Origin of the sequence: Shimwellia blattae DSM 4481 = NBRC 105725, from assembly GCF_000262305.1 — a bacterium.
In the GTDB taxonomy this organism is placed as follows: domain Bacteria; phylum Pseudomonadota; class Gammaproteobacteria; order Enterobacterales; family Enterobacteriaceae; genus Shimwellia; species Shimwellia blattae.
Genome location: NC_017910.1, coordinates 3983230 through 4009413 on the forward strand (window position 1 = coordinate 3983230; position 26184 = coordinate 4009413).

21 protein-coding genes are annotated in these 26184 nt (G+C 57.9%); 14 read left to right on the top strand and 7 right to left on the bottom strand.

From position 1 onward, the window contains the following. Positions 1-33: 33 nt before the first annotated feature. Positions 34-807, bottom strand: a complete 774-nt coding sequence (gene argB, locus EBL_RS18630) for an acetylglutamate kinase (protein ID WP_002442703.1) — start codon at positions 805-807, stop codon at positions 34-36. A 19-nt stretch (positions 808-826) separates the two neighbouring features. Then, entirely contained in the window at positions 827-1831 is a 1005-nt protein-coding gene (gene argC, locus EBL_RS18635; RefSeq protein WP_002442701.1) for an N-acetyl-gamma-glutamyl-phosphate reductase, read from the bottom strand. 183 nt (positions 1832-2014) lie between these two features. Here argC and argE point away from each other — a divergent pair, with 183 nt between their 5' ends. The 3 genes from argE to EBL_RS18650 all read left to right on the top strand — a co-directional run bounded on the left by argE (position 2015) and on the right by EBL_RS18650 (position 8009). After that, positions 2015-3166, top strand: coding sequence for an acetylornithine deacetylase (gene argE, locus EBL_RS18640; protein ID WP_034920416.1), 1152 nt, complete (start codon positions 2015-2017; stop codon positions 3164-3166). A 299-nt stretch (positions 3167-3465) separates the two neighbouring features. Then, positions 3466-6117 (top strand): phosphoenolpyruvate carboxylase, encoded by a 2652-nt coding sequence (gene ppc / locus EBL_RS18645; RefSeq protein ID WP_002442697.1) that lies wholly within the window; start codon positions 3466-3468, stop codon positions 6115-6117. 161 nt (positions 6118-6278) lie between these two features. Continuing rightward, positions 6279-8009, top strand: a complete 1731-nt coding sequence (locus EBL_RS18650; protein WP_002442695.1) for a phosphoethanolamine transferase CptA — start codon at positions 6279-6281, stop codon at positions 8007-8009. Positions 8010-8061: 52 nt separating this feature from the next. Here EBL_RS18650 and metF read toward each other — a convergent pair whose 3' ends face one another. From metF to metB, 3 genes are all read right to left on the bottom strand, one after another. Beyond that, positions 8062-8949, bottom strand: a complete 888-nt coding sequence (gene metF / locus EBL_RS18655) for a methylenetetrahydrofolate reductase (protein WP_002442693.1) — start codon at positions 8947-8949, stop codon at positions 8062-8064. Positions 8950-9185: 236 nt separating this feature from the next. Beyond that, complete coding sequence (locus EBL_RS18660; protein ID WP_002442691.1) at positions 9186-11618, bottom strand: bifunctional aspartate kinase/homoserine dehydrogenase II; 2433 nt, start codon at positions 11616-11618, stop codon at positions 9186-9188. Positions 11619-11620: 2 nt separating this feature from the next. Further along, complete coding sequence (metB, locus tag EBL_RS18665; protein WP_002442689.1) at positions 11621-12781, bottom strand: cystathionine gamma-synthase; 1161 nt, start codon at positions 12779-12781, stop codon at positions 11621-11623. A 284-nt stretch (positions 12782-13065) separates the two neighbouring features. Here metB and metJ point away from each other — a divergent pair, with 284 nt between their 5' ends. Next, positions 13066-13383 (top strand): met regulon transcriptional regulator MetJ, encoded by a 318-nt coding sequence (gene metJ / locus EBL_RS18670; protein WP_002442687.1) that lies wholly within the window; start codon positions 13066-13068, stop codon positions 13381-13383. A 57-nt stretch (positions 13384-13440) separates the two neighbouring features. Here metJ and rpmE read toward each other — a convergent pair whose 3' ends face one another. Continuing rightward, positions 13441-13653: a 50S ribosomal protein L31 gene (rpmE, locus tag EBL_RS18675; RefSeq protein WP_002442685.1), complete on the bottom strand. Its 213-nt coding sequence runs from the start codon at positions 13651-13653 to the stop codon at positions 13441-13443. Positions 13654-13858: 205 nt separating this feature from the next. Between rpmE and priA the strand changes: the two genes are divergently transcribed. The 7 genes from priA to rraA all read left to right on the top strand — a co-directional run bounded on the left by priA (position 13859) and on the right by rraA (position 21856). Then, a complete protein-coding gene (gene priA, locus EBL_RS18680) occupies positions 13859-16054 on the top strand; it encodes a primosomal protein N' (RefSeq protein WP_002442684.1) in 2196 nt (731 codons plus the stop codon). Between the two features lie 162 nt (positions 16055-16216). Beyond that, on the top strand, positions 16217-17257 hold the full coding sequence (cytR, locus tag EBL_RS18685) for a DNA-binding transcriptional regulator CytR (RefSeq protein ID WP_014716257.1): 1041 nt from the start codon (positions 16217-16219) through the stop codon (positions 17255-17257). Positions 17258-17345: 88 nt separating this feature from the next. Continuing rightward, a complete protein-coding gene (ftsN, locus tag EBL_RS18690; RefSeq protein ID WP_002442679.1) occupies positions 17346-18299 on the top strand; it encodes a cell division protein FtsN in 954 nt (317 codons plus the stop codon). A 100-nt stretch (positions 18300-18399) separates the two neighbouring features. Next, a complete protein-coding gene (hslV, locus tag EBL_RS18695; protein WP_002442677.1) occupies positions 18400-18930 on the top strand; it encodes an ATP-dependent protease subunit HslV in 531 nt (176 codons plus the stop codon). Positions 18931-18941: 11 nt separating this feature from the next. After that, positions 18942-20273: an HslU--HslV peptidase ATPase subunit gene (hslU, locus tag EBL_RS18700; protein ID WP_002442675.1), complete on the top strand. Its 1332-nt coding sequence runs from the start codon at positions 18942-18944 to the stop codon at positions 20271-20273. A 75-nt stretch (positions 20274-20348) separates the two neighbouring features. Then, positions 20349-21278: a 1,4-dihydroxy-2-naphthoate polyprenyltransferase gene (gene menA / locus EBL_RS18705; RefSeq protein ID WP_002442673.1), complete on the top strand. Its 930-nt coding sequence runs from the start codon at positions 20349-20351 to the stop codon at positions 21276-21278. A 92-nt stretch (positions 21279-21370) separates the two neighbouring features. After that, positions 21371-21856: a ribonuclease E activity regulator RraA gene (gene rraA / locus EBL_RS18710; protein WP_002442671.1), complete on the top strand. Its 486-nt coding sequence runs from the start codon at positions 21371-21373 to the stop codon at positions 21854-21856. A gap of 75 nt (positions 21857-21931) precedes the next feature. On the opposite strand, the gene zapB is transcribed toward rraA, so the two are convergent. Then, positions 21932-22177, bottom strand: a complete 246-nt coding sequence (gene zapB, locus EBL_RS18715; protein ID WP_002442669.1) for a septal ring assembly protein ZapB — start codon at positions 22175-22177, stop codon at positions 21932-21934. A 420-nt stretch (positions 22178-22597) separates the two neighbouring features. On the opposite strand from zapB, the gene EBL_RS18720 reads away from it, so the two are divergent. The 3 genes from EBL_RS18720 to glpX all read left to right on the top strand — a co-directional run bounded on the left by EBL_RS18720 (position 22598) and on the right by glpX (position 26118). After that, positions 22598-23455, top strand: coding sequence for an MIP/aquaporin family protein (locus tag EBL_RS18720; RefSeq protein ID WP_014716261.1), 858 nt, complete (start codon positions 22598-22600; stop codon positions 23453-23455). A gap of 22 nt (positions 23456-23477) precedes the next feature. Next, on the top strand, positions 23478-24989 hold the full coding sequence (glpK, locus tag EBL_RS18725) for a glycerol kinase GlpK (RefSeq protein WP_002442664.1): 1512 nt from the start codon (positions 23478-23480) through the stop codon (positions 24987-24989). 118 nt (positions 24990-25107) lie between these two features. Further along, on the top strand, positions 25108-26118 hold the full coding sequence (gene glpX / locus EBL_RS18730; protein WP_002442662.1) for a class II fructose-bisphosphatase: 1011 nt from the start codon (positions 25108-25110) through the stop codon (positions 26116-26118). The last annotated feature ends 66 nt before the right edge of the window (positions 26119-26184 follow it).

The window sequence follows — 26184 nt, forward strand, 5'->3', positions numbered from 1 at the left end:
TGCTGTTACTCTTAAAAAATCACGCAATACCGGTTACGCCAGAATACGGGTGCCGATGGCGACCCCGTTAAACAGCGCCGGTAACTGCTCTGCATGACGCCAGGAGGCAATATCCACCGGGCGGCCCAGCGTGCGGGCCGCATCCAGCGCCGCGTTCACCTTCACAATCATGCCGTCGGTAATAATGCCCTGGGCTATCAGTTGTTCCGCTTTTGCGGCGGTCATTTCAGCAATACGCTGGCCCTTGCCGTCGAGGATGCCGCTGACATCCGACAGCAGAATCAGATCCGCCCCGAGGGTTTCCGCCAGCGCCGTTGCCGCCTGATCCGCATTCACGTTCATCAGCTCGCCACTCTGCGTGACGCCAATTGAGCTGACCACCGGCAGGTAGCCACTACTCAGCAGCAAATTCAGCAGGTTCGGGTTGCCCGGGGTCGCCTTGCCCACATGGCCTAAGGATTCATCAAGCTGCGTGACATTCACGCTGCCGCCATCGCCCAGGAACAGGCCCACTGCGTCCAGGTGGTGCTTAACCGCCCAGGCCAGCAGGGTTTTGTTGGCGCTACCGGCCAGCGCCCCGGTGATAATATCAATCTGATCGGCAGGCGTTACCCGCAGGCCATTTTTTTTCTCTACCGGAAGGGAGAGCTTTTTCATCAGCTCATCCACGACACAGCCGCCACCGTGCACAATTACCAGAGGTCGCTGATGGGTCTGACGATACTCAACAAGCGCGCTAAATAACCGCGCCAGCGCTTCTTCGCTATCCAGCAGTACACCACCAAGTTTGATAATTAACGGGTTCATCTTTTCACCTTGCGACCGGTTAAATAAGTGATTGTGTTTCGGCAAAATCAAACCGAATATTCATGCACTGAATGGCCTGCGCCGCAGCGCCTTTCAGTAAGTTATCTTCTGTGGCCACCACGATAAGGTGCGTGTCCTGCACGGCAAACCCGATATCACAAAACGGCAGCCCGACCACGTTTTTCAGTGCCGGTACGCCGGTGTCGTACAGCCGCACCAGCGGTTTATCTTCGTAGGCCTGCTGATAGCACGCCGCCACCTGCCCGTGCGTGACGCCGGGCTTCAGACGGCAGGTAATGGTTTCCAGGATACCGCGCGGGAAGTTACCCAGATGGGGGGTGAACACCACCTCCGCCCCCAGGTGGCTGGCAATCTCCGGCTGATGCCGGTGAGTAAACAACCCGTAAGGTTGCAGGCTCACTTCACAAAAGCTGTTCCCGAGCGCCGCTTTACGCCCGGCTCCGCTCACCCCGCTGGTGGCGTTAATCACCGGCCACTGGGTCAGATCCAGCAGCCCTTCTTCAATCAGCGGTTTCAGCGCCAGCTGGGCCGCCGTCGGGTAGCACCCCGGCACCGCAATCAGCTGTGCTTCTTTCAGGGCACCGTGTTCCCATTCCGCCAGGCCATATACGGCCTGCTCCAGCCACTGTGGGTGCTGGTGGGTAAAGCCATAATAGCGGGTATAAAAATCAGGATTATTTACCCGGTAAGCACCGGACAAATCAAAAACAACGCAGCCTGCCGCCAGGAATTGCGGCGCCAGATCGTGGCTGACCTCATGGGCCGTTGCCAGAAAAACCACATCAACGTTATGGGCGAATGCGCTGATATCCGCCATCGGCTGCAGGGGAAGGTCAACAATACCCTTCAGTTGCGGGTGTAAATCAGAAATCAGTTTTCCTGCATCTGAACTTTGCGCAGAAACCGTCAAAGCGGTTATGTTCATATGGGGGTGGCGGTTGACATAGGTAGCAAGCTCTGCGCCTGTGTAACCGCTGGCACCCACAATCAGCGTATTCAACATCGGGGCTGTAAACCTTATTTGCGTTGTCATGGTTTGTCAGGCAATGGCTGCCGCCATACCCACGGTGATGAGCGTGGTGGTTGTACACCCGAAACCGGGGTTTCTTTACGCTCTGCGTTATTGTATTTTTATTCAAAATAAATGCATGAATATTGATACTATCCAACCAAAGGTATGTCAACAGTGAAGATGAAATTACCGCCATTTATCGAGATTTACCGCGCCCTGATCGCCACACCATCGATCAGCGCCACCGACAGCGCACTCGATCAAAGCAATGCGTCTTTAATCAATCTGCTGGCCGGATGGTTTAGCGATCTGGGCTTCACGGTGGAAGTGCAACCTGTTCCCGGCACCCGCAACAAATTCAACCTGCTGGCCAGCACCGGCACCGGGGCCGGTGGCCTGCTGCTGGCGGGCCATACCGACACGGTGCCGTTTGATGACGGCCGCTGGACCCGGGACCCCTTTACCTTAACTGAGCACGACAACAAACTTTACGGCCTCGGCTCTGCCGATATGAAAGGCTTCTTTGCCTTTATTCTTGATGCATTACGGGATGTGGACGTCACAAAACTGGCGAAACCGCTCTATATCCTGGCCACCGCAGACGAAGAAACCAGCATGGCCGGTGCCCGCTACTTTGCCGAACACGCCACCATCCGGCCGGACTGCGCCATTATTGGTGAGCCCACCTCTCTGCAGCCGGTGCGCGCCCACAAAGGCCATATGTCCAGCGCTATCCGGGTGACCGGCCAGTCTGGCCACTCCAGCGATCCGGCCCGTGGCGTTAACGCCATTGAGATTATGCACGATGCCATCGGCCATATTCTGACCCTGCGCGACACGCTGAAAACCCGCTACCACCACGCCGCATTTACCGTGCCGTACCCCACCCTGAATCTCGGCCATATCAGCGGTGGTGATGCCGCTAACCGGATTTGCGCCTGCTGCGAGCTGCATATGGATATTCGCCCGCTGCCGGGGCTGACGCTTTCTGATCTTAACGGCCTGCTGGCTGATGCGCTGGCACCGGTGAGCGAGCAGTGGCCGGGGCATCTGGCTATCAGTGAATTACACCCGCCGATCCCGGGCTACGAATGCCCGGTAGAGGATCCGCTCGTCCAGGTGGTGGAGAAACTGCTCAACACCCGGACCGAAGTCGTGAATTACTGTACCGAAGCGCCGTTTATTCAGAATCTCTGCCCGACCCTGGTGCTGGGCCCGGGCTCCATTGAGCAGGCCCACCAGCCCGATGAATATCTCGAAACCCGGTTTATCAAACCAACCCGGGAATTAATTACCCAGGTTATTCATCATTTTTGCTGGCACTGATCATTCGGTAAAAAGGGGGGAATTCCCCTTTTTTATCCTCCGGTTTTTTACTTTTCGATAAGAATTACTTATTTGCCATTCCCCGGGTTAAATTTCGTAAATTTGCGCGGTTTACTCGTTTGCTGAACCGTTTTCGCAACAATTGACGAATGGGATCTATCGTGGCTTTATAAAAGACGGTGTTGAACCCGCGAGGGTGAAATTGGGTAATTCTTCCCGAAAACTGACTGGTACAGTCCAGCGGGCTGTTTTTCCGGAAAGCACAGGGTAAAAATAAAAGATTGGGTGTCTGGGGTCATATGAACGAACGCTATTCCGCTTTGCGAAGTAATGTCAGTATGCTCGGCAAACTGCTCGGGGATACCATCAGGGACGCGCTGGGAGAAAATATTCTCGACCGCGTAGAAACCATCCGTAAATTGTCCAAATCTTCCCGTGCCGGCAATGAGTCAGATCGCCAGGCGCTGCTCACCACATTGCAGAATTTATCGAACGATGAGCTGTTACCGGTAGCCCGCGCCTTCAGCCAGTTCCTGAATCTGGCCAACACTGCCGAGCAGTACCACAGTATGTCTCCCCACGGCGAGGCGGCCAACAACCCGGAAATTATCGCCAATACCGTGCGCAAACTGCGGGAAGAGCACGCCCTGTCTGATGCGGATATCCGGCACTCGCTGGAGTCCCTCTCCCTGGAGCTGGTGCTGACCGCCCACCCGACCGAAATTACCCGCCGCACGCTGATCCACAAACTGGTGGAGGTCAACAGCTGCCTGAAACAGCTCGACCACAACGATCTGACCGATTATGAGCGCAATCTGGTGATGCGCCGTCTGCGCCAGCTGATTGCCCAGTCATGGCACACGGATGAGATTCGTAAACACCGCCCGACCCCGGTAGACGAAGCCAAATGGGGCTTTGCCGTGGTGGAAAACAGCCTCTGGGAAGGGGTGCCGAATTACCTGCGCGAGCTGAACGAACAGCTCGATGAAACCCTGGATTACAAGCTGCCGGTGGACTTTGTCCCGGTGCGCTTTACCTCCTGGATGGGGGGAGACCGGGACGGTAACCCGAACGTGACCGCCGATATTACCCGCCACGTGTTGCTGCTCAGCCGCTGGAAGGCCACCGATCTGTTCCTGAAAGATATCCAGGTGCTTATTTCTGAGCTGTCGATGGTGGAATGTACCGATGAGCTGCGCCAGCGGGTGGGGGATGAAGGCGAACAGGAGCCATACCGCTACCTGATGAAACAGCTGCGCAGCCAGCTGATGTCCACCCAGGCCTGGCTGGAAGCGCGCCTGAAAGGCCAGAAACTGCCGAAGCCCAAAGATCTTATCACCCACAACGCCCAGCTGTGGGACCCGCTGCTGGCCTGTTATAACTCCCTGCAGGCCTGCGGCATGGGGATAATCGCCAACGGCGAGCTGCTGGACACCCTGCGCCGGGTGAAAGCCTTTGGCGTGCCGCTGGTGCGGATAGACATCCGCCAGGAGAGCACCCGCCACAGCGAAGCGCTGGGCGAAATTACCCGCTATCTGGGCCTTGGCGACTATGAAAGCTGGTCAGAGGCCGACAAGCAGGCGTTCCTGATCCGCGAGCTGAACTCCAAACGCCCGCTGCTGCCGCGCCAGTGGGAGCCCAGCGCCGACACCCGTGAGGTGCTCGATACCTGCAAGGTGATTGCCGAAGCGCCCCAGGGCTCCATTGCCGCCTATGTTATCTCCATGGCGAAAACCCCGTCCGACGTGCTGGCAGTCCACCTGCTGCTTAAAGAGGCGGGGATCAGCTTCGCCATGCCGGTGGCCCCGCTGTTTGAAACCCTCGAAGACCTGAACAACGCGAACGACGTAATGAGCCAGCTGCTGAGTATTGACTGGTATCGCGGGTTTATTCAGGGCAAACAGATGGTGATGATTGGCTATTCGGACTCGGCCAAAGATGCAGGCGTGATGGCGGCCTCCTGGGCCCAGTACCAGGCGCAGGATGCACTGATCAAAACCTGCGAAAAAGCCGGTATCGCGCTGACCCTATTCCACGGGCGCGGTGGCTCTATTGGCCGCGGCGGCGCACCGGCCCACGCGGCCCTGCTGTCGCAGCCCCCGGGCAGCCTGAAAGGCGGCCTGCGGGTGACCGAACAGGGCGAGATGATCCGCTTCAAATACGGGCTGCCGGAAGTGACCGTCGCCAGCCTGTCGCTGTACACCAGCGCCATTCTTGAGGCCAACCTGCTGCCGCCGCCGGAGCCCAAACCGGAATGGCGCCGGATTATGGACGAGCTTTCGACCATCTCCTGCGATATGTACCGTGGCTACATTCGTGAGAATAAAGACTTCGTGCCCTATTTCCGCTCCGCAACGCCAGAGCTGGAGCTGGGTAAACTGCCGCTTGGCTCGCGCCCGGCCAAACGCCGCCCTACCGGTGGCGTTGAGTCGCTGCGCGCGATCCCCTGGATCTTCGCCTGGACCCAGAACCGCCTGATGCTGCCCGCCTGGCTGGGTGCCGGTGCCGCACTGCAAAAAGTGGTGGAAGACGGCAGGCAGAGCAAGCTGGAAGCCATGTGTCGCGACTGGCCGTTCTTCTCTACCCGCCTGGGTATGCTGGAGATGGTGTTTGCCAAAGCGGATCTGTGGCTGGCGGAATACTACGATCAGCGCCTGGTAAATACCGCCCTGTGGCCCCTGGGGCTGGAGCTGCGCAAACAGCTGGAGGCCGACATCAAACTGGTGCTGGCCATCGCGAACGATGCCCATCTGATGGCCGACTTACCGTGGATAGCAGAGTCAATTACGCTGCGTAATATCTATACCGACCCGCTTAACGTGCTCCAGGCCGAGCTGCTGCACCGCTCGCGCCAGGCCGAAGAGCAAGGCGCCCAGCCGGATCCCCGGGTGGAACAGGCGCTGATGGTGACCATCGCCGGGGTTGCGGCAGGTATGCGTAATACCGGTTAATCCCGTTTATCCTCCCTTCGCGACTTTCTGGCCAGCCGGAAAGTCGCGAATTGTGCTATAGTTGCCCGGCGCAATTATTTATGCTGCCGTCTGGCTGACGCTCAGGATTGCTTAAGGTTTTGGCATTACCCTCAGCGTATTTTCACCAGACAGGTCATAATATGCACACTACTCACTCCCAGGCTAAACCAACATTTAGCTGGAAAGCCCTTGGCTGGGTACTTCTCTATTTTTGGTATTTCTCCACCGTTTTACAGGTTGCCATACTTATCTCCGGGTACAGCGGTACGAACGGTTTCCGGGACTCTCTGCTCTACAGCTCCCTGTGGCTGATCCCGGTATTTTTATTCCCGAAATACACCCGCACAATTGCCGCAGTGATCGGCGTTATCCTGTGGGCCGCCTCCCTGGCGGCGCTGAGCTATTTTGTTATCTACGGCCAGGAATTCTCGCAAAGCGTGCTGTTTGTGATGTTTGAAACCAACGCCAACGAGGCCCGCGAATACATTGGCCAGTATTTCAGCCTGAAACTGGTGTTGTGTACCGCCGCCTATACCCTGGGTGCCGTGTTGTTGTGGACCCGGCTGCGCCCGGTCTATATCCGCAGGCCCTGGCACTGGCTGGTGTCGTTCGCCATTCTGTTCGGCCTGATCCTGAACCCCATCGGCCTCAATATCCTGAAGGGGAAAAATATCGCCCAGGCCTCTGGCGCACTGATGGGCCGGATGGAGCCCGCCGCCCCCTGGCAGCTGGCCGTGGGGTATGTGCAGTACCGCACCCAGCTCAACAGCCTGAACGCCCTGCTCAGTGAGAACAACGCACTGCCGCCGCTGCAAAACCTGAAAGACCTCTCCGGCAATGCCCCGCGCACCCTGGTCCTGGTGATAGGCGAATCCACCCAGCGTGGCCGTATGAGCCTGTATGGCTACCACCGGGAAACCACCCCGGAGCTGGACGCCATACACAAAAACGATCCGCGCCTGGCGGTATTCAACAACGTGGTGACCTCACGCCCGTATACCATTGAAATTCTGCAGCAGGCGCTGACCTTTGCCGACGAAAAAAACCCGGATCTCTACCTGAGCCGCCCCTCGCTGATGAACATGATGAAGCAGGCAGGCTACAAGACATTCTGGATAACCAACCAGCAGACCATGACCAAGCGCAACACCATGCTGACGGTGTTCTCTAAGCAGACGGACGAGCAGTTCTATATGAACCAGCAGCGCACCCAGAGCGCCCGGGAATACGATACCAACGTGCTGGAGCCGTTTAAAAAAGTGCTTGCGGATCCGGCGCCCCGGAAATTTATTATCGTGCATCTGCTGGGTACACACATTCGCTATGAATTCCGCTACCCGGAAAACTGGGGCAAATTCGACAACAAAACGGATGACTTACCCCCGGGGCTGAACGACACGCAAATTACCGACTACAACACCTACGACAACGCGAACCTGTACAATGACCACGTGATAGCCAGCCTGATTAACGACTACAAGGCCACGGACCCTAACGGCTTCCTGCTCTATTTCTCTGACCACGGGGAAGAGGTATACGACACGCCGCCGCACCAGACCCAGGGGCGTAATGAGGAGACCCCCACCCGCCATATGTATACAGTGCCGTTTATCCTCTGGACATCAGAAAAATGGCAGCAGGCTCATCCGCGCGACTTTAGCGGCGATGTGAACCGCAAATACAGCAGCGCCCAGCTTATCCATACCTGGTCTGATTTAGCCGGTCTGCAATATGACGGCTACGATCCGAGCCGTTCGCTGGTCAGCCCGCAGTTTCGCGAAACCACCCGCTGGATAGGTAACCCGTACAAGAAGGGGGCACTGCGCGATTACGATAAACTGCCCTACGGGGATCAGGTGGGGAACCAGTAACCGGAAACACAAAAGCCACCGTCAGGTGGCTTTTGTCGTTCAGGCAGGCGGCTTACAGGGCCGGGCGCACGCCGAGGGTATGGCAAATGGCGTAGCTCATTTCTGCCCGGTTCAGGGTGTAGAAATGGAAATCCTTCACCCCTTCGCGGCTGAGGATTTTCACCATATCCATGGCGATATTGGCCCCCACCAGCTTGCGGGTTTCCGGGTCGTCATCCAGCCCCTCAAACATGTTGCTCATCCAGCTCGGCACCCGCACGTTGGTCATGGTGGCGAACTTCTGCAGCTGCTTATAGTTACTGACCGGCAGGATCCCCGGCACGATCTCCGCGTCGATCCCGGCGGCCACGCAACGATCGCGAAAGCGCAGGTAGCTTTCCACATCAAAGAAGAACTGGGTAATGGCGCGGTTAGCACCGGCATCGATTTTACGCTTCAGGTTAATCAGATCCGCCTGGGCGCTTTTTGCCTCCGGGTGGACTTCCGGGTAAGCGGCCACCGAGATGTCAAAATCCCCCACTTCCCGGAGCAGAGAGACCAGATCGGCGGCGTACATTTCCGGTTTGCCGCTGTTGGGCGGTAAATCCCCGCGCAGCGCCACAATATGGCGGATACCGTTTTCCCAGTAGTCCCGGGCAATGGTGCGCAGCTCGTCGCGGGTGGCGTCGATACAGGTCAGATGCGGGGCCGCTTCCAGACCGGTGCGATCTTTAATGCCTTTAATAATGCTGTGGGTGCGGTCGCGCTCGCCGGAGTTTGCCCCGTAAGTTACGGAGACAAATTTCGGCTTCAGGCTGCTTAAGCGATCGATGGAGTGCCACAGGGTTTGCTCCATTTCACTGGTGCGCGGCGGGAAAAACTCAAAAGAAACATTAATCGGGCCGGCTTCTGCCAGGCTCTGATTCAGAGCATCCCGCTGACTGGCGTGAAAGAAACTCATACCTTACCTCATCAATCGCTTCTGATAATTATGTGTTGTGTATTGTGTTATTTGCCGTCTATCCGTTTAGACGTCCAGATGTAAAAATGACGGAAAAGCGCGGTGCCGTCAACTAAATAATCACCACCGCCGGTGAGGAATTTTCAGCTAACATGAATTTTCTTCACCATGCAAATAAAAACGGGCTGGCTTACGCCAGCCCGCACGGGGATCGGAACCACTTACGCTGATGCCGGTTACAGTAACTGGGCCAGCCGGTTGATGTCGGACTGGAGAGCCCCGGCCGTTACATCGCGCCCGGCCCCGGGGCCACGAATAACCAGCGGGTTATCGCGATACCAGCGGCTTTCAATGGCAAACACATTATCGCAGGGCAGTAACGCGGCCAGCGGCTGCTCCGGGCGCACCGCCTCGACACCCACCCGGGCTTTGCCGTTGGCATCAAAACGCGCCACGTAACGCAGCACCAGACCCATCTCCTGGGCGGCCTCAAGGCGCTGAGTCATCTGCTCGTTCAGGGCGTCTCCGTTTTCAAAGAAGAAGTCCACCGATCCCGCTTCGCAATCCTGGGGCACCAGAGACTCCACCCGCACCTGATCCGGCTCGATGTCATAGCCCGCTTCCCGGGCGAGGATCACCAGCTTGCGCATCACGTCTTTGCCGGAAAGATCCACCCGCGGGTCCGGCTCGGTCAGCCCCTGCTGCCACGCCTGATCCACCAGCTCCGTGAACGGCACGCTACCGTCGAACTGCAAAAACAGCCAGGACAAGGTGCCGGAGAAGATCCCACTCAGGGAGAGGATAGTATCCCCGCTGTCGCGCAGATCGCGCACCGTATGGTTCACCGGCAGGCCCGCGCCCACCGTCGCGTTATACAGCCAGTGGCGGCCGGTCTTGGCAAACGCGTCGCGGATCTGCCGGTACTGCTGGCTACCGCTGGCGCCCGCCAGCTTGTTGGCGCTTATCACGTGGAACCCGTGGCTGGCAAAATCCAGGTAGCGATCCGCCAGCTCTTCACTGGCGGTGACATCCAGCACCACCAGATCGTCATACGGGTGGTTACGCATCCACTGGAACAGCTCTTCTTCATCCACGCCGGTGGCGTCGTCGTTAAAGAACGCCAGCGCCCGGCTGGCATTCAGCCCCTGGTAATTCAGCAGGCTGCGGCTGCTGTCTACCACACCGGCGAGCACAAACTCAAAACCAGTACGGGCAGAGAGCGTCTCCTGCTCGCGGGCAAACAGCTCCAGCCAGCGGGAGCCGATATTCCCTTTCCCGAACAGCACCAGACCAATGCGCTTCTCAGCGCGGAACAGTGACTGGTGCAGCCCCTGGACCAGGCTCTCGGTCGGGCCGCCGCGCAGTACTGCCACCAGGCTTATCCCCTGCTCGGACTGCCAGACAAACTCCACCGGCTGATCGTTAAGCTGCTGCCAGAAACGGTGGCCGTGCAGCGGGTTGCGGCAGACACCGGCCCCCACCATCGCTACCAGCGCCATCCCCTCACGCAGGGTCAGCTCACCCGGCAGCGCCGCCTCCTTCAGCAGCCGGAGGGCGCTTTCCACCACTTCTGCGGTATAGCAGAATTGCAGCAGATGGCGATCCGGATGCACACCGGTCGCCAGCGGGCGCACCTGGGCACGCTTGAGCAGCGTCTCTATCTCTTTTTGTACCCGTTTCACGTCCTGGTCTGCCGGTACGCGGTATTCAATCAGCGCCACACCATCGTGGCTGGTGACAATACGGGCACCGGTCCCGGAAGCCAGCACCCGCTCAATACGGGTAGAGCCCTGCTCCGGGGTGTAGCTGCAGCGCAGTTGCAGATCCACATCGCTGCCGGATACCGGCTGCAGGGTGCGGGTGTGCAGCACCGGCGCGGCCAGGCGGGCCAGTTCACTGGCTTCATCCAGGCGCAGCAGCGGCAGCAGGCAGGCGTCTTTAACTTTGCGCGGATCCGCGCTGTAGACCCCGGCCACATCACTCCAGATAGTCACCCGGTTCACCCCGGCCAGCGCGCCGACCTGGGTGGCGGAATAGTCAGAGCCGTTGCGCCCCAGCAGCACCGTTTCCCCGGCGTTGTTGCGGCAGATAAACCCGGTCACCACCAGGCGCTTATTCGGGTGCTGGGCCATCAGTTGCTGGAGCAGCGGCCAGGAGAGGCTTTCATCTACCTCGGGTTGGGCGGCCCGTTCGGCGCGCAGAAAATCCCGGGCATCCAGCCAGGCCGCGGCCATATCCTGCTGGTTCAGAACCTCAGCCATCAGCCGGGCAGACCAGATCTCCCCGTGCCCGACCACTTCGGCGTAGACCGCATCGGTAATGTTGCCGTCCAGCAGCGCCGCCAGGCGCTCCAGATCGTGAATAAAACGGTTAATCAGTATCCCGGCGGCATCGGCAGGCAACAAACCGCTAATCAGCTCGCTCTGGTAGCGGCGCAGCGACTGCTGGACCTGGTGCGCCGCAAGACGATCGGTCTGGCTCAGCTTCAGCCAGCTTATCAACTGATTGGTGGTACTCCCCGCCGCAGACACCACCATCATGTCACCCGGGCGGGAATAATCGGCCATGATACCCGCCACGCGCAGGTAACATTTCACATCGGCCAGGCTGCTGCCGCCAAATTTATGCAGTTGACGACCGGCCGTCTCTGCAGGCACTGAAACACTCATACTTACCCCTTTGCTGCTGCCCGGAAGCCATTTTCCAGGTCAGCAATTAAATCATCACTGTCTTCAATACCCGTGGAAATACGTAACAGCATGTCAGAAATGCCCGCTGCGGCACGTGCCTCTGGCGCCATGCCCGCATGGGTCATTGTCGCGGCGTGGGAGATCAGGCTCTCCACACCACCTAAAGATTCTGCCAGTGTAAACAGAGATAACCCGCTCAGAAAGCGGCGTAATGTCTGCTCATCACCGTGCAGCTCAAAACTCAGCATCGCCCCAAAGCCCTTCTGCTGGCGGGCGGCAATCTCATGGCCCGGGTTCCCCGGCAGCGACGGGTGGTACAGTTTTTTAACCTGCGGCTGGTTTTGCAGATACGCCACAATGGCCTGCGCATTACGCTGGGCTGCGTCCATACGCGGCCCCAGGGTACGCAGCCCGCGCAGCAGCAGGTAGCTGTCAAACGCCCCGCCGGTCACGCCAATATTATTGGCCCACCAGGCAAGCTCCGTGGCCTGCGCCTCGTCTTTGGCGATAACCACCCCGGCCACCACATCCGAATGGCCGTTAAGGTACTTGGTGCAGGAGTGCAATACCAGGTCCGCCCCCAGTTCCAGGGGGTTTTGTAGCGCAGGGCTCAGGAAGGTATTGTCTACCACGCTGACCGCCCCCGCTTCCCGGGCCAGGTGGCAAATTTTCGCAATATCTACCACGCGTAACAGCGGATTACTCGGACTTTCTACCAGGACCAGTTTAGGTTTCTGCGCCAGGGCGGCGGCCAGGGCCGCTTCATCCCCCTGATCCACAAACAGCACCCGGTAGCACCCGCGCTTTGCCAGGCTATCAAACAGGCGATAACTGCCGCCATAACAATCATGGGGGGCGACCAGCAGATCACCGGGCTGTAAAAAGACCGTGGTCACCAGATGAATCGCCGACATGCCGCTACTGGTCAGCACCGCGCCAGCCCCGCCTTCCAGCTCGGCCAGTGCACGCTGCACCACGTCACGGGTCGGATTGCCGCGGCGTGAATAATCGTGGGCGCGGGGTTCGTTAAACCCGGTGAAATTATAGGTGCTGGAGAGGTGGATAGGAGGAACAACGCAGCCAAACTGCTCATCGTTGTTTAAACCGCTACGTACTGCAATGGTGGCCTGTTTACGCGTCATGATCGGTTATATCCTGGCTTGTCGGGTAATATTTGGCCTTCAGAGTAATCATTGTGAATATAGACGTCAATACATCTGGACATCTAAACTTCTTTGCGTATAGATTGAGCAAACCGTGAATAGCCGTTAAAATTATACGCATTAGTGTGGTAAAACCGCGCAGGCCCTGGCAAAACGCTTTATCCTGCACGCTTACACCCTAAATTACATGTAATCATTCTGGCCGGTATCGCCCTGGCAGGCGGCTGGCGCACAATAACGATTGAGAGGATTAAAGGTATCCCATGGCTGAATGGAGCGGCGAATATATCAGCCCTTATGCTGAGCACGGTAAAAAGAGCGAACAGGTTAAGAAGATCACAGTTTCCATTCCTCTGAAAGTACTGAAGATCCTCACTGATGAACGTACCCGTCGCCAGGTGAATAACCTGCGCCACGCAACCAACAGTGAACTGCTGTGTGAGGCATTCCTGCACGCGTTTACCGGGCAACCACTGCCAAACGATGACGACCTTCGTAAAGAGCGCAGTGATGAAATTCCGGAAGCGGCAAAAGTGCTGATGCGTGAACTGGGGATCGATCCGGACACCTGGGAGTATTGATCTCCGCCCGCAGAAACAAAAAAAGCGCCCGCAGGCGCTTTTTTTGACTCGTGCAACTTATTTGCTGCCCGGGATGCTGAAGCGTTTGTTGAAACGCTCAACACGACCACCGGTATCAACAACACGCTGTTTACCAGTGAAGAACGGGTGGCATTTGCCACATACGTCCAGGTTCAGGTCGTGACCCACGGTAGAGCGGGTTTTGATAACATTACCGCAAGAGCAAGTTGCAGTAATTTCAGTGTAATTCGGGTGAATACCTTGTTTCATGGGAAACCTCTGTCTAAGGCCGCGTCGCTCTTCCGGCCCTAACGCCAGACACCACGCGTGGTTGATAATGATGTATATTGAAGGCGAAAATCGCGCATCAAAGGCGGCGAATTATACAGAGAGTTTCCGCCCTGTGCAATCTGATCCGCTTTTCTCACTGGTGCAGTGTACACTGTGCCGTGATTTTTCACATCCCGGAGCCTGAATGCCTGTTGCCCATGTTGCCCTGCCCGTCCCCCTGCACCGCACCTTCGACTATCTGATCCCGGCAGATATGCCGGTCGCTGAGGGTTGCCGGGTTCAGGTGCCGTTTGGTAAGCGCAACATGACCGGCATCGTCACCGGATGCGCAGACACCAGCGAGCTGCCGCCCGACGGGCTGAAGACCATCGAATCCCTTATCGACACCACCCCGCTGCTCCCGGCCTCCTTATGGCAGCTGCTACGCTGGGCGGCGAACTACTATCACTACCCCATTGGCGAAGTTATCTTCCATGCTCTGCCGGGGTTACTGCGCCTGGGCAAACCGGCACAGTCCGCCCCCCTGTGGTACTGGTACGCCACCGAACAGGGCATGGCCACCGATATCAACACCCTGAAACGCGCCCCGAAGCAGCAACAGGCGCTGGCCGCCCTGCGCCAGGGAAATATCTGGCGCCACCAGGTGGCAGAAATGGAGATCACCGAGACGGCACTCCAGGCGTTGCGGGCCAAAGGGCTGAGTGATTTACGCAGCCAGCAGCCGGACGTGCGCGACTGGCGCCCCCAGTACAGTACCGCCGGGGAGCGCCTGCGCCTGAACACCGAACAGGCAACCGCAGTCGGGGCGATCCACAGCCAGCTGGATACCTTCAGCCCCTGGCTGCTGGAAGGGATAACCGGCTCCGGCAAAACCGAGGTCTACCTGACCGTGCTGGAAAACGTGCTGGCGCAGGGGCGCCAGGCGCTGGTGCTCGTACCGGAAATTGGCCTGACCCCCCAGACTATCGCCCGCTTTCGCGAGCGCTTTAACGCCCCCGTAGAGGTGCTGCACTCCGGCCTGAATGACGGCGAGCGGCTCGCCACCTGGCTGAAGGCCCGGGACGGGGAAGCGGCAATCGTCATCGGTACCCGCTCCGCCTTATTTACGCCGTTTAAAGATCTCGGCGTGATTGTGATTGATGAAGAGCACGACAGCTCCTATAAACAGCAGGAAGGCTGGCGTTACCACGCCCGGGACTTAGCGGTATACCGGGCACATGCGGAAAATATCCCCGTGGTGCTCGGCTCTGCGACACCGGCGCTGGAAACCCTGCACAATGTGCAGCTCGGAAAATACCGCCGCCTGACCCTGACCCGGCGGGCCGGTAATGCCCGCCCGGCGGCCCAGCATGTGATTGACCTTAAAGGCCAGCAGCTACAGACCGGCCTTGCGCCCGCATTAATAGCCCGGATGCGCCAGCACCTCAGCCAGGACAACCAGGTTATTTTGTTTCTTAACCGTCGCGGCTTCTCCCCGGCGCTGCTGTGCCACGACTGCGGCTGGATAGCCGAATGCCCGCGCTGCGATCACTACTACACCTTTCACCAGGCCCAGCGCCACCTGCGCTGCCACCACTGTGACAGCCAGCGCCCGGTTCCCCCCCAGTGCCCCCAGTGCGGCTCCACACACCTGGTGCCGGTGGGCATGGGCACCGAGCAACTGGAGCAGGGGCTGGCGCCGTTTTTCCCGGGCGTGCCGCTGTCGCGTATTGACCGGGACACCACCAGCCGCAAAGGGGCGCTGGAGCAGCAACTGGCGGAAGTGCACCGGGGCGGGGCCAGAATACTGATAGGCACCCAGATGCTGGCCAAGGGCCACCACTTCCCGGATGTCACCCTGGTAGCGCTGCTGGATGTGGACGGCGCGCTGTTCTCCGCCGATTTCCGGGCCGCAGAGCGCTTTGCCCAGCTTTTTACTCAGGTCTCCGGCCGGGCCGGTCGCGCCGGTAAAGCCGGGGAAGTGCTCCTGCAAACCCACCACCCGGAGCATCCGCTATTACAGACCCTGCTCCACCAGGGGTACGACGCCTTTGCCCGGCAGGCGCTGGCCGAGCGCCAGAGCGTGATGCTGCCCCCCTGGAGCAGCCATATCCTGATCCGCGCCGAAGATCACGACAACCAGCAGGCCGCGCTGTTTTTACACCAGTTGCGCAATCTGCTGATGGCCAGCCCGCTCACCGACAATCAGCTCTGGCTGCTGGGGCCGGTGCCTGCCCTGCAGCCCAAACGCAACGGCCGCTTCCGCTGGCAGTTACTGCTACAGCACCCCTCCCGCGCCCGGCTGCAACGCATCATCAGTGCCAGCCTGCCGCTGGTGCACACGCTACCGGAGTCGCGGCGGGTTAAGTGGTATCTGGATGTGGACCCGATTGAGAGCTGAATCGTCGGCGGAAAAACCTCGCGTGCGATCAGCGCCGCAAAATTTAATGCAGTTCACATTTTTGCTGAAAGAACTGTAACTTCCCGCCCTGATATCTGTTAAAAATGTGAGCACGATCAGACAACAGGAATGTCGACGCCCACAGAGCGCAGGTGTGAGGAGATGAAGTTGAAACAAGACAAGCAGGCTGCCACAGCCGCGACGATGAAAGACGTTGCCCTGAAAGCGAACGTTTCTACCGCCACGGTTTCCCGCGCCTTAATGAACCCGGATAAAGTCTCGCAGGCGACACGGAGTAAAGTGGAGCAGGCGGCGATTGCTGTAGGTTATCTGCCCCACGCGCCGGGACGCAACGTTAAACGCCATGAATCCCGCACTATTCTGGTGATTGTACCGGATATCTGCGACCCCTTTTTCAGCGAGATTATTCGCGGCATCGAAGTGACCGCAGCAGAACAACAGTACCTGGTGCTGATTGGCGACTGCGCACACCAGAACCAGCAGGAAAAAACCTTCATCGATCTGATTATCACCAAGCAAATCGACGGCATGCTGTTGCTGGGCTCGCGCCTGCCTTTTGACGCCAGCAAAGAAGAGCAGCGCAACCTGCCGCCCATGGTGATGGCGAATGAGTTCGCCCCCGAGCTGGAGCTGCCCACCGTACATATTGATAATCTTACGGCCTCTTTTAACGCGGTATCGTATTTACAGGAGCTGGGGCACCAGCGTATCGCCTGTATTGCCGGGCCGGAAGAGATGCCCCTGTGCCACTACCGGTTACAGGGCTATGTGCAGGCGCTGCGCCGCCGTGGCGTAACGGTCGATCCCCACTATATTGCCCGGGGGGATTTTACCTACGAGGCGGGTGCCGCCGCCATGGAGCAGTTACTGAACCAGCCAACACCGCCCACGGCGGTGTTTTGCCACAGTGATGTGATGGCGCTGGGCGCCCTGTCGCATGTTAAGCGCTGCGGCCTGAAAGTACCGGAAGATATGTCTATTATTGGCTTTGATAATATCGCCCTGTCCCGGTTCTGCGACCCGCCGTTAACCACCGTCTCCCAGCCCCGCTTTGAGATTGGCCGGCAGGCCATGCTACTGCTGCTTGACCAGCTTCATGGTCAAATGGTGGAGAGCGGCTCCCGTTTGCTGGACTGTGAACTGGTTTTACGCGGCTCTGTGCGTGCTCTGCAAGTAAAATGAGCATGATTAAGACTCCGCAATCTGGTCAAAGGCCCGCCCCTTAAGTAACATGGCGGGCTGAGATACAAACGACAACAGCGAAACGATAGTGGCACAACGAGATTATGTACGTCGCGGGCAACCTTCCCCCGCACGACGCAAAAAAACGAACTCACGCAAAAAGGCGCGCTCCATGCCTGCTGTCTCGCCAGTGATGATCGGCATCGCTGCGGCTGTGCTGGTGGTGTTCATTGGCGGCCTGTATTTCATCACGCACCACAAAAAAGAAGAGAGCGAGGCGCTGACCACCCAGAAAGTGCCGGGTAACGGCCTGCCGCCGAAGCCCGAAGAGCGCTGGCGCTATATCAAAGAGCTCGAAGGCCGCCAGCCCGGCGTGCGTACCCCCACAGAGCCCACAGCCGGTGGCGAGATAACCAACCAGAGCCAGCTGACAGACGAGCAGCGCCAGCTACTGGAGCAAATGCAGGCCGATATGCGCCAGCAACCCACCCAGCTGAGTGAAGTGCCGTGGAATGAGCAGACCCCGGCCCAGCGCCAGCAGACTCTGCAGCGCCAGGCCCTGTGGAATGCCCGGCATCAGCAGGAGCAAGAACAGGTACGCAGCCAGCCGCGTATGGCTGAGCAACCGGCAACACCACCACGCAGTGTCGCCGCGGCCCCGGTGCAGAGCCAGCCCGCCCGTCCGGTGCAGCAGCATAAACCTGCCGCTCAGCCCTATCAGGAACCGGTGCAGAGCCCGCCGAAAACCGCCGCGGTCAGCAAACCGGCACCGGTGACCCAGGAAACCGCACCGAAAGCGGCAGACAAAACAGACACCCGCCGCTGGATGATCCAGTGCGGCTCATTCCGTGGCGCAGAGCAGGCGGAAACCGTGCGCGCGAAACTGGCGTTTGAGGGTTTCGATTCGCGGATCACCACCAATAACGGCTGGAATCGTGTGGTAATTGGCCCGGTGAAAGGTAAGGACGCCGCAGAAAGCACCATGGGCCGCCTGAAAGTGGCCGGCCACCCAAACTGTATTCGTCTTTCTGCCGGGGGTTGAAACCCCCGAAATCCCCCCCATCTATACTCTCATCTGTAACCCCGTTTGCCGTAAGGGCAAGCGGGGTGCCCATATTCAGCTAGTTATAAGGGGTCTGCCCGTGACAACAATAGTGAGTGTGCGCCGTAACGGCCATGTGGTAATTGGTGGTGATGGTCAGGCCACGTTAGGTAACACCGTGATGAAAGGCAACGTGAAGAAAGTCCGTCGCCTGTATAACGACAAAGTTATCGCCGGGTTTGCCGGGGGTACTGCCGATGCCTTCACCCTGTTTGAGCTCTTCGAGCGTAAGCTGGAGATGCATCAGGGGCATCTGGTGAAAGCCGCAGTAGAACTTGCCAAAGACTGGCGTACCGACAGAATGCTGCGCAAGCTCGAAGCGCTGCTGGCGGTGGCGGACGAAAACGCCTCGCTTATCATCACCGGTAACGGGGATGTGGTACAGCCGGAAAACGATCTGATTGCCATCGGCTCCGGCGGGCCATACGCCCAGGCCGCTGCCCGTGCACTGCTGGAAAATACCGAATTAAGCGCCCACGATATCGTGGAAAAAGCCTTAGGAATTGCTGGCGATATTTGCATCTACACCAACCACTTCCAAACTATCGAAGAATTACCGTCTAAAGCGTAAGGATCGAAGCCATGTCTGAAATGACCCCACGCGAAATTGTCAGCGAACTGAACAAACATATTATTGGTCAGGATGCGGCAAAGCGTTCTGTAGCGATTGCCCTGCGTAACCGCTGGCGTCGTATGCAGCTTAACGAAGAGCTGCGCCACGAAGTTACCCCGAAAAATATCCTGATGATCGGGCCAACCGGGGTGGGTAAAACTGAAATTGCCCGCCGCCTGGCGAAACTGGCCAACGCGCCGTTTATCAAAGTAGAAGCGACCAAATTCACCGAAGTGGGCTATGTGGGGAAAGAGGTTGACTCCATCATCCGCGATCTGACGGATGCCGCAGTGAAAATGGTACGTATGCAGTCGATTGAAAAGAACCGCTACCGCGCCGAAGAGCTGGCCGAAGAGCGCATTCTTGACGTGCTGATCCCGCCGGCAAAAAACAACTGGGGCCAGGCGGAATCGGTGGCTGAGCCTTCTGCTGCGCGCCAGGCCTTCCGCAAAAAACTGCGCGAAGGGGAGCTGGACGACAAAGAAATCGAAATCGATCTGGCGGCGGCACCGATGGGCGTAGAAATTATGGCGCCTCCGGGTATGGAGGAGATGACCAGCCAGCTGCAGTCTATGTTCCAGAATTTAGGCGGCCAGAAACAAAAACCGCGTAAACTGAAAATCAAAGACGCCTTAAAGCTGCTTATCGAAGAAGAAGCCGCCAAACTGGTGAACCCGGAAGAGCTCAAGCAGCAGGCTATCGAAGCCGTTGAACAGCACGGCATCGTGTTTATCGACGAGATCGATAAAATCTGCAAACGCGGCAACTCCCAGGGGCCGGATGTCTCCCGCGAGGGGGTACAGCGTGACCTGCTGCCGCTGGTTGAAGGCTGCACCGTATCAACCAAACACGGCATGGTCAAAACCGACCACATTCTGTTTATCGCCTCCGGCGCGTTCCAGATTGCCAGCCCGTCGGATCTTATCCCGGAACTGCAGGGCCGCCTGCCGATCCGCGTTGAGCTCCAGGCCCTGACCGCTGAAGATTTTGAACGTATCCTGACGGAGCCAAACGCTTCTGTGACGGTACAGTACAAAGCGCTGATGGCAACCGAAGGGGTGGATATCGAATTTACCGACGACGGCATCCGCCGTATCGCCCAGGCCGCATGGCAGGTGAACGAGAGCACTGAAAACATCGGTGCCCGTCGTCTGCATACTGTGCTGGAGCGTCTGATGGAAGATATCTCCTATGACGCCAGTGATCTCAACGGTCAGCGCATTATCATCAATGCAGAATATGTCGGTAAACATCTGGATGAGCTGGTTGCAGATGAAGATCTGAGCCGTTTTATCCTATAATCGCTGGCATTATCGTTTTCATCATTCCGGATGGGGGCCACTGCCCCCATTTTTTCTGGCTGGCGACAATTAAAAATGACCGATTCACACCCTGCAGGCAAAACGCAGGCATGGCTGGAAAGCCTGCGTCCAAAAACCTTACCGCTGTGCTTCTCCTCAACGCTGATGGGCTCTGTGCTGGCCTGGTGGCAAGATCTGTTTAACCCGCTGGTCGCCCTGCTGGCGCTGATCACTGCCGGGTTACTGCAAATTCTCTCCAACCTTGCCAATGACTATGGCGATGCGGTCAAAGGCAGCGATAAGCCGGACCGGATCGGGCCACTGCGCGGCATGCAAAAAGGGATGATAACCCAGGCGCAGATGAAAAAAGCCCTGATGCTGACCGTGGCGCTGATTTGCCTTTCCGGGATCCTGCTGGTCTCCGTTGCCTGCCGCACCCCGGCAGACTTTATGGGCTTTTTGCTGCTCGGATTACTGTCGATTATCGCCGCCATCACCTACACCGTGGGCACCCGTCCCTATGGCTATATGGGGCTTGGGGATATCTCGGTACTGATCTTCTTCGGCTGGCTGAGCGTGATGGGCACCTGGTATTTACAGGCGCACACCCTGACCTTTTCCATTGTCCTTCCGGCAACCGCCTGCGGCCTGCTGGCAACGGCCGTACTGAACATTAATAACCTGCGCGATATCGACAGCGACCGGCAAAACGGCAAAAACACCCTGGCGGTACGCCTCGGCCCGGAGGGGGCACGCCGCTACCACGCCTGCCTGCTGGGGGGGACCCTGCTGTGCCTGGCGCTGTTTAATATTATCTGGCTGCAAAGCCTGTGGGGCTGGCTGTTTATTCTGGCGGCACCAGTGCTGGCAAAACAGGCCGGTTATGTACTGCGTGAGCGGGATCCCGTTGCCATGCGCCCGATGCTGGAGCGCACGGTAAAAGGCGCACTGCTGACTAACCTGTTGTTTGCACTGGGTGTTGTGCTCAGCAAAGTGCAATTTTAAATGACGAATATCAATTAACAATTGATGATTTTGCCAACAATTCACTTTACGCGATATACTGACTACTCGTGCAGCAATTGAACGTTAAACCTATGAAATACGATACTTCCGAGCTTTGCGACATCTACCAGGAAGATGTCAACGTCGTTGAACCCCTGTTCTCCAACTTTGGTGGGCGGACATCGTTTGGCGGGCAAATCATCACAGTGAAATGTTTCGAGGACAACGGATTGCTGTATGAAATGCTGGAGGAGAACGGCCAGGGCCGTGTGCTGCTGGTCGATGGTGGCGGCTCAGTGCGTCGCGCACTGATCGATGCCGACCTTGCCCGGCTGGCCGTACAAAATGAGTGGGAAGGCATTGTGGTCTACGGCTCTGTGCGCCAGGTAGACGCGCTGGAGGAGCTGGATCTGGGAATTCAGGCCATTGCCGCTATCCCGGCGGGTGCTGCCGGTGAAGGCGTCGGCGAAAGCGACGTGCGGGTGAATTTTGGCGGCGTGACGTTTTTCTCCGGTGATCATCTGTATGCGGATAACACCGGGATTATTCTGTCTGAGGATCCGCTCGATATCGAGTAACGCACCGGCCTGACAACCCGCCACAAAAAAGGTACCGTAACCGGTACCTTTTTTATGTCCGCAACGGATGGGTAATCAGACCTCGTCCATTTTACCCAGCAGCGCCTGCAGACGATCCTGCCAGCCGTTTTGCTGTTCTTTCAGGCGTTCGTTTTCACGCGCCGCCTCTTCAGCGCTGCCCTGAGCCTGCTGAACTTCCTGAGTCAGGGTATTGTTTTTTTCTTTCAGTTCTTCGATTTCCATCTGCAGCAGCGTGATAGTATCAACCGCCTGCTGGACCTTCGCTTCCAGTTTTTCAAAAACTTCAAATGACATTGTCATACCTCTCCCGAATTGCAAGGCGTTGTCGGATAACTACCCCGTCCCAAAATGAGTGGTGACGCCTTAAAACACGCGCACACTACGCAGTTCTCCGATTGTAAGAAGCCCGACTGCCCGTGTCCAGCGGGATACCGCGCTCTTTGCATTTCCTGTCAATTTTCAGCAAACCGGAAATACCGGCAACAGCGCTAAAAAAATGTTAACGGCGCGAAACTATATGGCGCTTCCGGATTCGTAAATTCTGCTGCACATCGACTTTTTGGCGCGAAAACGCGCACTTTTTTGACGCGCCACGCATATTTCAATTTCGGTATTTTTCGTTTTTACGCGTTAACGATAAATTAACACCACGCCCATGAGGCAATAGTCGCAGGGATGCCTAACGACAATAACCATTCATTTCGCCTTCAGGACCCGATTATGAGTCAAACAGCAGCTCCATCTTTACGAGGTCAGTGTATCGCAGAGTTTTTAGGTACCGGGTTGTTGGTCTTCTTCGGTGTGGGATGCGTCGCGGCGTTAAAAGTCGCCGGGGCCGCATTCGGTCAGTGGGAGATCAGCGTTATCTGGGGATTAGGTGTGGCACTGGCCATTTACCTGACCGCAGGCGTATCCGGGGCGCATCTCAACCCGGCCGTTACACTCGCACTCTGGATGTTCGCAAACTTTAATAAACGTAACGTCGTCCCTTTCATTCTTTCCCAGATGGCCGGTGCGTTTTGCGCCGCCGCGTTGGTTTACGGGCTTTACTACAATTTATTTTTCGATTTTGAACATACCCACCATATGGTGCGCGGCAGCGTCGGCAGCCTGGAGCTGGCGGGGGTCTTCTCGACTTACCCGAACGTTCACCTGAACTTCATCCAGTCTTTCGCGGTTGAACTGGTGATCACCGCCGTCTTAATGGGACTGATTATGGCACTGACCGATGACGGCAACGGTATTCCGCGTGGCCCGCTGGCGCCGCTGCTGATTGGCCTGCTGATTGCGGTTATCGGGGCATCTATGGGCCCGCTGACCGGCTTTGCCATGAACCCGGCACGTGATCTGGGGCCTAAAGCACTGGCGTGGCTGGCAGGCTGGGGAGACGTGGCCTTCACGGGCGGCTTGCCTGTTCCCTACTTCCTGGTACCGTTATTCGCACCCGTCGCTGGCGCCGTCGTTGGCGCGTTCAGCTACAAGAAACTGATTAGCCCGTACCTGCCAGGTGCTGCCCAAAAAGCACCCGCAGAAACGGCAGAGCAACCTGCGGCACACCAGCCGAATGCTTCACTATAATTTGAATGTCAGGACGCCAATTATGACTACCGAAAAGAAATACATTGTCGCGCTCGACCAGGGCACCACCAGCTCCCGCGCCGTGGTCATGGATCATGATGCTAACATTGTCAGCGTCTCACAGCGTGAATTTGAGCAAATCTACCCCAAAGCAGGCTGGGTTGAGCACGACCCCATGGAGATCTGGGCCTCCCAGAGCTCAACACTGGTCGAAGCACTGGCCAAAGCGGATATTGGCTCTGATCAGATTGCCGCCATCGGGATCACGAACCAGCGCGAAACCACCATCGTCTGGGAAAAAGAGACCGGCAAACCCATTTATAACGCCATTGTCTGGCAGTGCCGCCGCACCGCGGATATCTGCGAGCAGCTAAAACGCGACGGCATGGAGGAGTATATCCGCCACGCCACAGGCCTGGTGATCGACCCGTATTTCTCCGGTACAAAAGTAAAATGGATCCTCGACCACGTAGAAGGGGCCCGTGAGCGGGCCAGACGCGGCGAGCTGTTATTCGGTACTGTGGATACCTGGCTTATCTGGCGTATGACCCAGGGCCGGGTACACGTCACCGACTACACCAACGCCTCACGCACCATGCTGTTCAATATCCACGACTTACAGTGGGACGACAAAATGCTGGACGCCCTGGACATCCCGCGGGAGATGCTGCCAGAGGTGCGTAAATCCTCCGAAGTTTACGGCCAGACCAACATTGGCGGTAAAGGCGGCACCCGTATTCCCATCTCCGGGATCGCCGGGGATCAGCAGGCGGCCCTGTTCGGCCAGCTGTGTGTTAAACAGGGGATGGCGAAAAACACCTACGGCACCGGCTGCTTTATGCTGATGAACACCGGCACCCAGGCGGTACGCTCCGGCCACGGGCTTCTGACCACCATCGCCTGCGGCCCACGCGGGGAAGTGAACTACGCCCTTGAAGGGGCGGTATTTATGGGGGGTGCCTCCATCCAGTGGCTGCGCGACGAAATGAAGCTGATTAACGACGCGGCCGACTCGGAATACTTTGCCGGTAAAGTGAAAGACAGCAACGGGGTGTATGTGGTTCCGGCGTTCACCGGCCTGGGTGCCCCGTACTGGGATCCCTATGCCCGTGGAGCCATCCTCGGGCTGACCCGTGGGGTAAACGCTAACCATATTATCCGCGCCACCCTTGAGTCTATCGCCTACCAGACCCGCGATGTGCTGGAAGCCATGCAGGCAGATGCGGGTATCCGCCTCCACGCCCTGCGGGTAGACGGTGGCGCCGTGGCCAACAACTTCCTGATGCAGTTCCAGGCCGATATCCTCGGCACCCGGGTTGAGCGCCCGGAAGTGCGGGAAGTGACCGCCCTCGGGGCCGCTTATCTGGCGGGCCTGGCGGTTGGCTACTGGCAAAACCTCGACGAGCTGAGCGAGAAAGCCACCATTGAGCGTGAATTCCGCCCCGGTATCGAGACCGTGGAGCGTAATTACCGTTACGAAGGCTGGAAAAAAGCCGTTAAACGCGCGCTTGCCTGGGAAGATCACGATCAGTAATCCCGTCTGACTGCGGGGGCTGCGGCCCCCGCCTCTCCCCTTCCCTTATCCCTGCTCATCTTCCGGCTGCTTTGCATGTGCTACACTCCGGGCAATTTCTTTGCTGAATGGGTGTGCTATGAGACGAGAACTTGCCATCGAATTTTCCCGGGTAACGGAAGCGGCGGCGCTGGCTGGCTACAAATGGCTGGGCCGGGGCGACAAAAACGCCGCAGATGGCGCGGCGGTAAACGCCATGCGTATTATGCTTAACCAGGTCAATATCGACGGCCAGATTGTTATCGGTGAAGGGGAAATCGACGAAGCCCCGATGCTGTACATCGGTGAGAACGTTGGTACGGGCAAGGGCGACCAGGTTGATATCGCGGTAGACCCCATTGAAGGCACCCGGATGACCGCCATGGGCCAGGCCAATGCGCTGGCAGTCATGGCCGTGGGCGATAAAGGCTGCTTCCTGAACGCGCCGGATATGTATATGGAAAAGCTGATTGTCGGGCCCGGCGCCCGGGGGGTTATTGATCTCAGCCTGCCCCTGGAGGAAAACTTTGCCCGCGTTGCCACCGCCCTCGGCAAGCCGCTGCACGAGCTGACAGTCACCATTCTCGCCAAACCCCGCCATGAGCAGGTTATCGCCGCCATGCAAAAACTGGGCGTGCGTATTTTCGCCATTCCGGACGGTGATGTGGCCGCCTCTATCCTCACCTGTATGCCGGACAGCGAAGTCGACGTGCTGTATGGCATTGGCGGTGCCCCTGAAGGGGTGGTATCTGCGGCGGTTATCCGCGCGCTGGACGGAGACATGCAGGGCCGCCTGCTGGCGCGCCACCACGTGAAGGGTGATACCCCGGAGAACCGCCGCATCGGTGAGCAGGAGCTGGCACGCTGCCGGGCGATGGGGATCGAAGCAGAACAGATCCTGACGCTCGATCAGATGGCCAAAAGCGATAATGTGGTGTTCTCCGCCACCGGGATCACCAAAGGCGATCTGCTGGAGGGCATCAGCCGTAAAGGCAATATGGCCACCACGGAGACACTGCTTATCCGCGGTAAATCACGCACCATCCGGCGGATTAAATCTGTCCATTATCTCGACCGCAAAGACGCCAGCCTGCACCAGTACCTCCTGTAATCATCCGTTTGTCGGATTGAGCTTTCCAGCCCCTGCGGGCTGGAAATGTTCCCCGGCTGCGGCGAA

What these genes read in the sequence shown, in the direction of transcription:
- argB (WP_002442703.1), bottom strand. Translation starts at nt 807, where the DNA reads ATGAACCCGTTAATTATCAAACTTGGTGGTGTACTGCTGGATAGCGAA.
- argC (WP_002442701.1), bottom strand. Translation starts at nt 1,831, where the DNA reads ATGTTGAATACGCTGATTGTGGGTGCCAGCGGTTACACAGGCGCAGAG.
- ppc (WP_002442697.1), top strand. Translation starts at nt 3,466, where the DNA reads ATGAACGAACGCTATTCCGCTTTGCGAAGTAATGTCAGTATGCTCGGC.
- EBL_RS18650 (WP_002442695.1), top strand. Translation starts at nt 6,279, where the DNA reads ATGCACACTACTCACTCCCAGGCTAAACCAACATTTAGCTGGAAAGCC.
- metF (WP_002442693.1), bottom strand. Translation starts at nt 8,949, where the DNA reads ATGAGTTTCTTTCACGCCAGTCAGCGGGATGCTCTGAATCAGAGCCTG.
- EBL_RS18660 (WP_002442691.1), bottom strand. Translation starts at nt 11,618, where the DNA reads ATGAGTGTTTCAGTGCCTGCAGAGACGGCCGGTCGTCAACTGCATAAA.
- metB (WP_002442689.1), bottom strand. Translation starts at nt 12,781, where the DNA reads ATGACGCGTAAACAGGCCACCATTGCAGTACGTAGCGGTTTAAACAAC.
- metJ (WP_002442687.1), top strand. Translation starts at nt 13,066, where the DNA reads ATGGCTGAATGGAGCGGCGAATATATCAGCCCTTATGCTGAGCACGGT.
- rpmE (WP_002442685.1), bottom strand. Translation starts at nt 13,653, where the DNA reads ATGAAACAAGGTATTCACCCGAATTACACTGAAATTACTGCAACTTGC.
- priA (WP_002442684.1), top strand. Translation starts at nt 13,859, where the DNA reads ATGCCTGTTGCCCATGTTGCCCTGCCCGTCCCCCTGCACCGCACCTTC.
- cytR (WP_014716257.1), top strand. Translation starts at nt 16,217, where the DNA reads ATGAAGTTGAAACAAGACAAGCAGGCTGCCACAGCCGCGACGATGAAA.
- hslU (WP_002442675.1), top strand. Translation starts at nt 18,942, where the DNA reads ATGTCTGAAATGACCCCACGCGAAATTGTCAGCGAACTGAACAAACAT.
- menA (WP_002442673.1), top strand. Translation starts at nt 20,349, where the DNA reads ATGACCGATTCACACCCTGCAGGCAAAACGCAGGCATGGCTGGAAAGC.
- rraA (WP_002442671.1), top strand. Translation starts at nt 21,371, where the DNA reads ATGAAATACGATACTTCCGAGCTTTGCGACATCTACCAGGAAGATGTC.
- zapB (WP_002442669.1), bottom strand. Translation starts at nt 22,177, where the DNA reads ATGACAATGTCATTTGAAGTTTTTGAAAAACTGGAAGCGAAGGTCCAG.
- EBL_RS18720 (WP_014716261.1), top strand. Translation starts at nt 22,598, where the DNA reads ATGAGTCAAACAGCAGCTCCATCTTTACGAGGTCAGTGTATCGCAGAG.
- glpK (WP_002442664.1), top strand. Translation starts at nt 23,478, where the DNA reads ATGACTACCGAAAAGAAATACATTGTCGCGCTCGACCAGGGCACCACC.
- glpX (WP_002442662.1), top strand. Translation starts at nt 25,108, where the DNA reads ATGAGACGAGAACTTGCCATCGAATTTTCCCGGGTAACGGAAGCGGCG.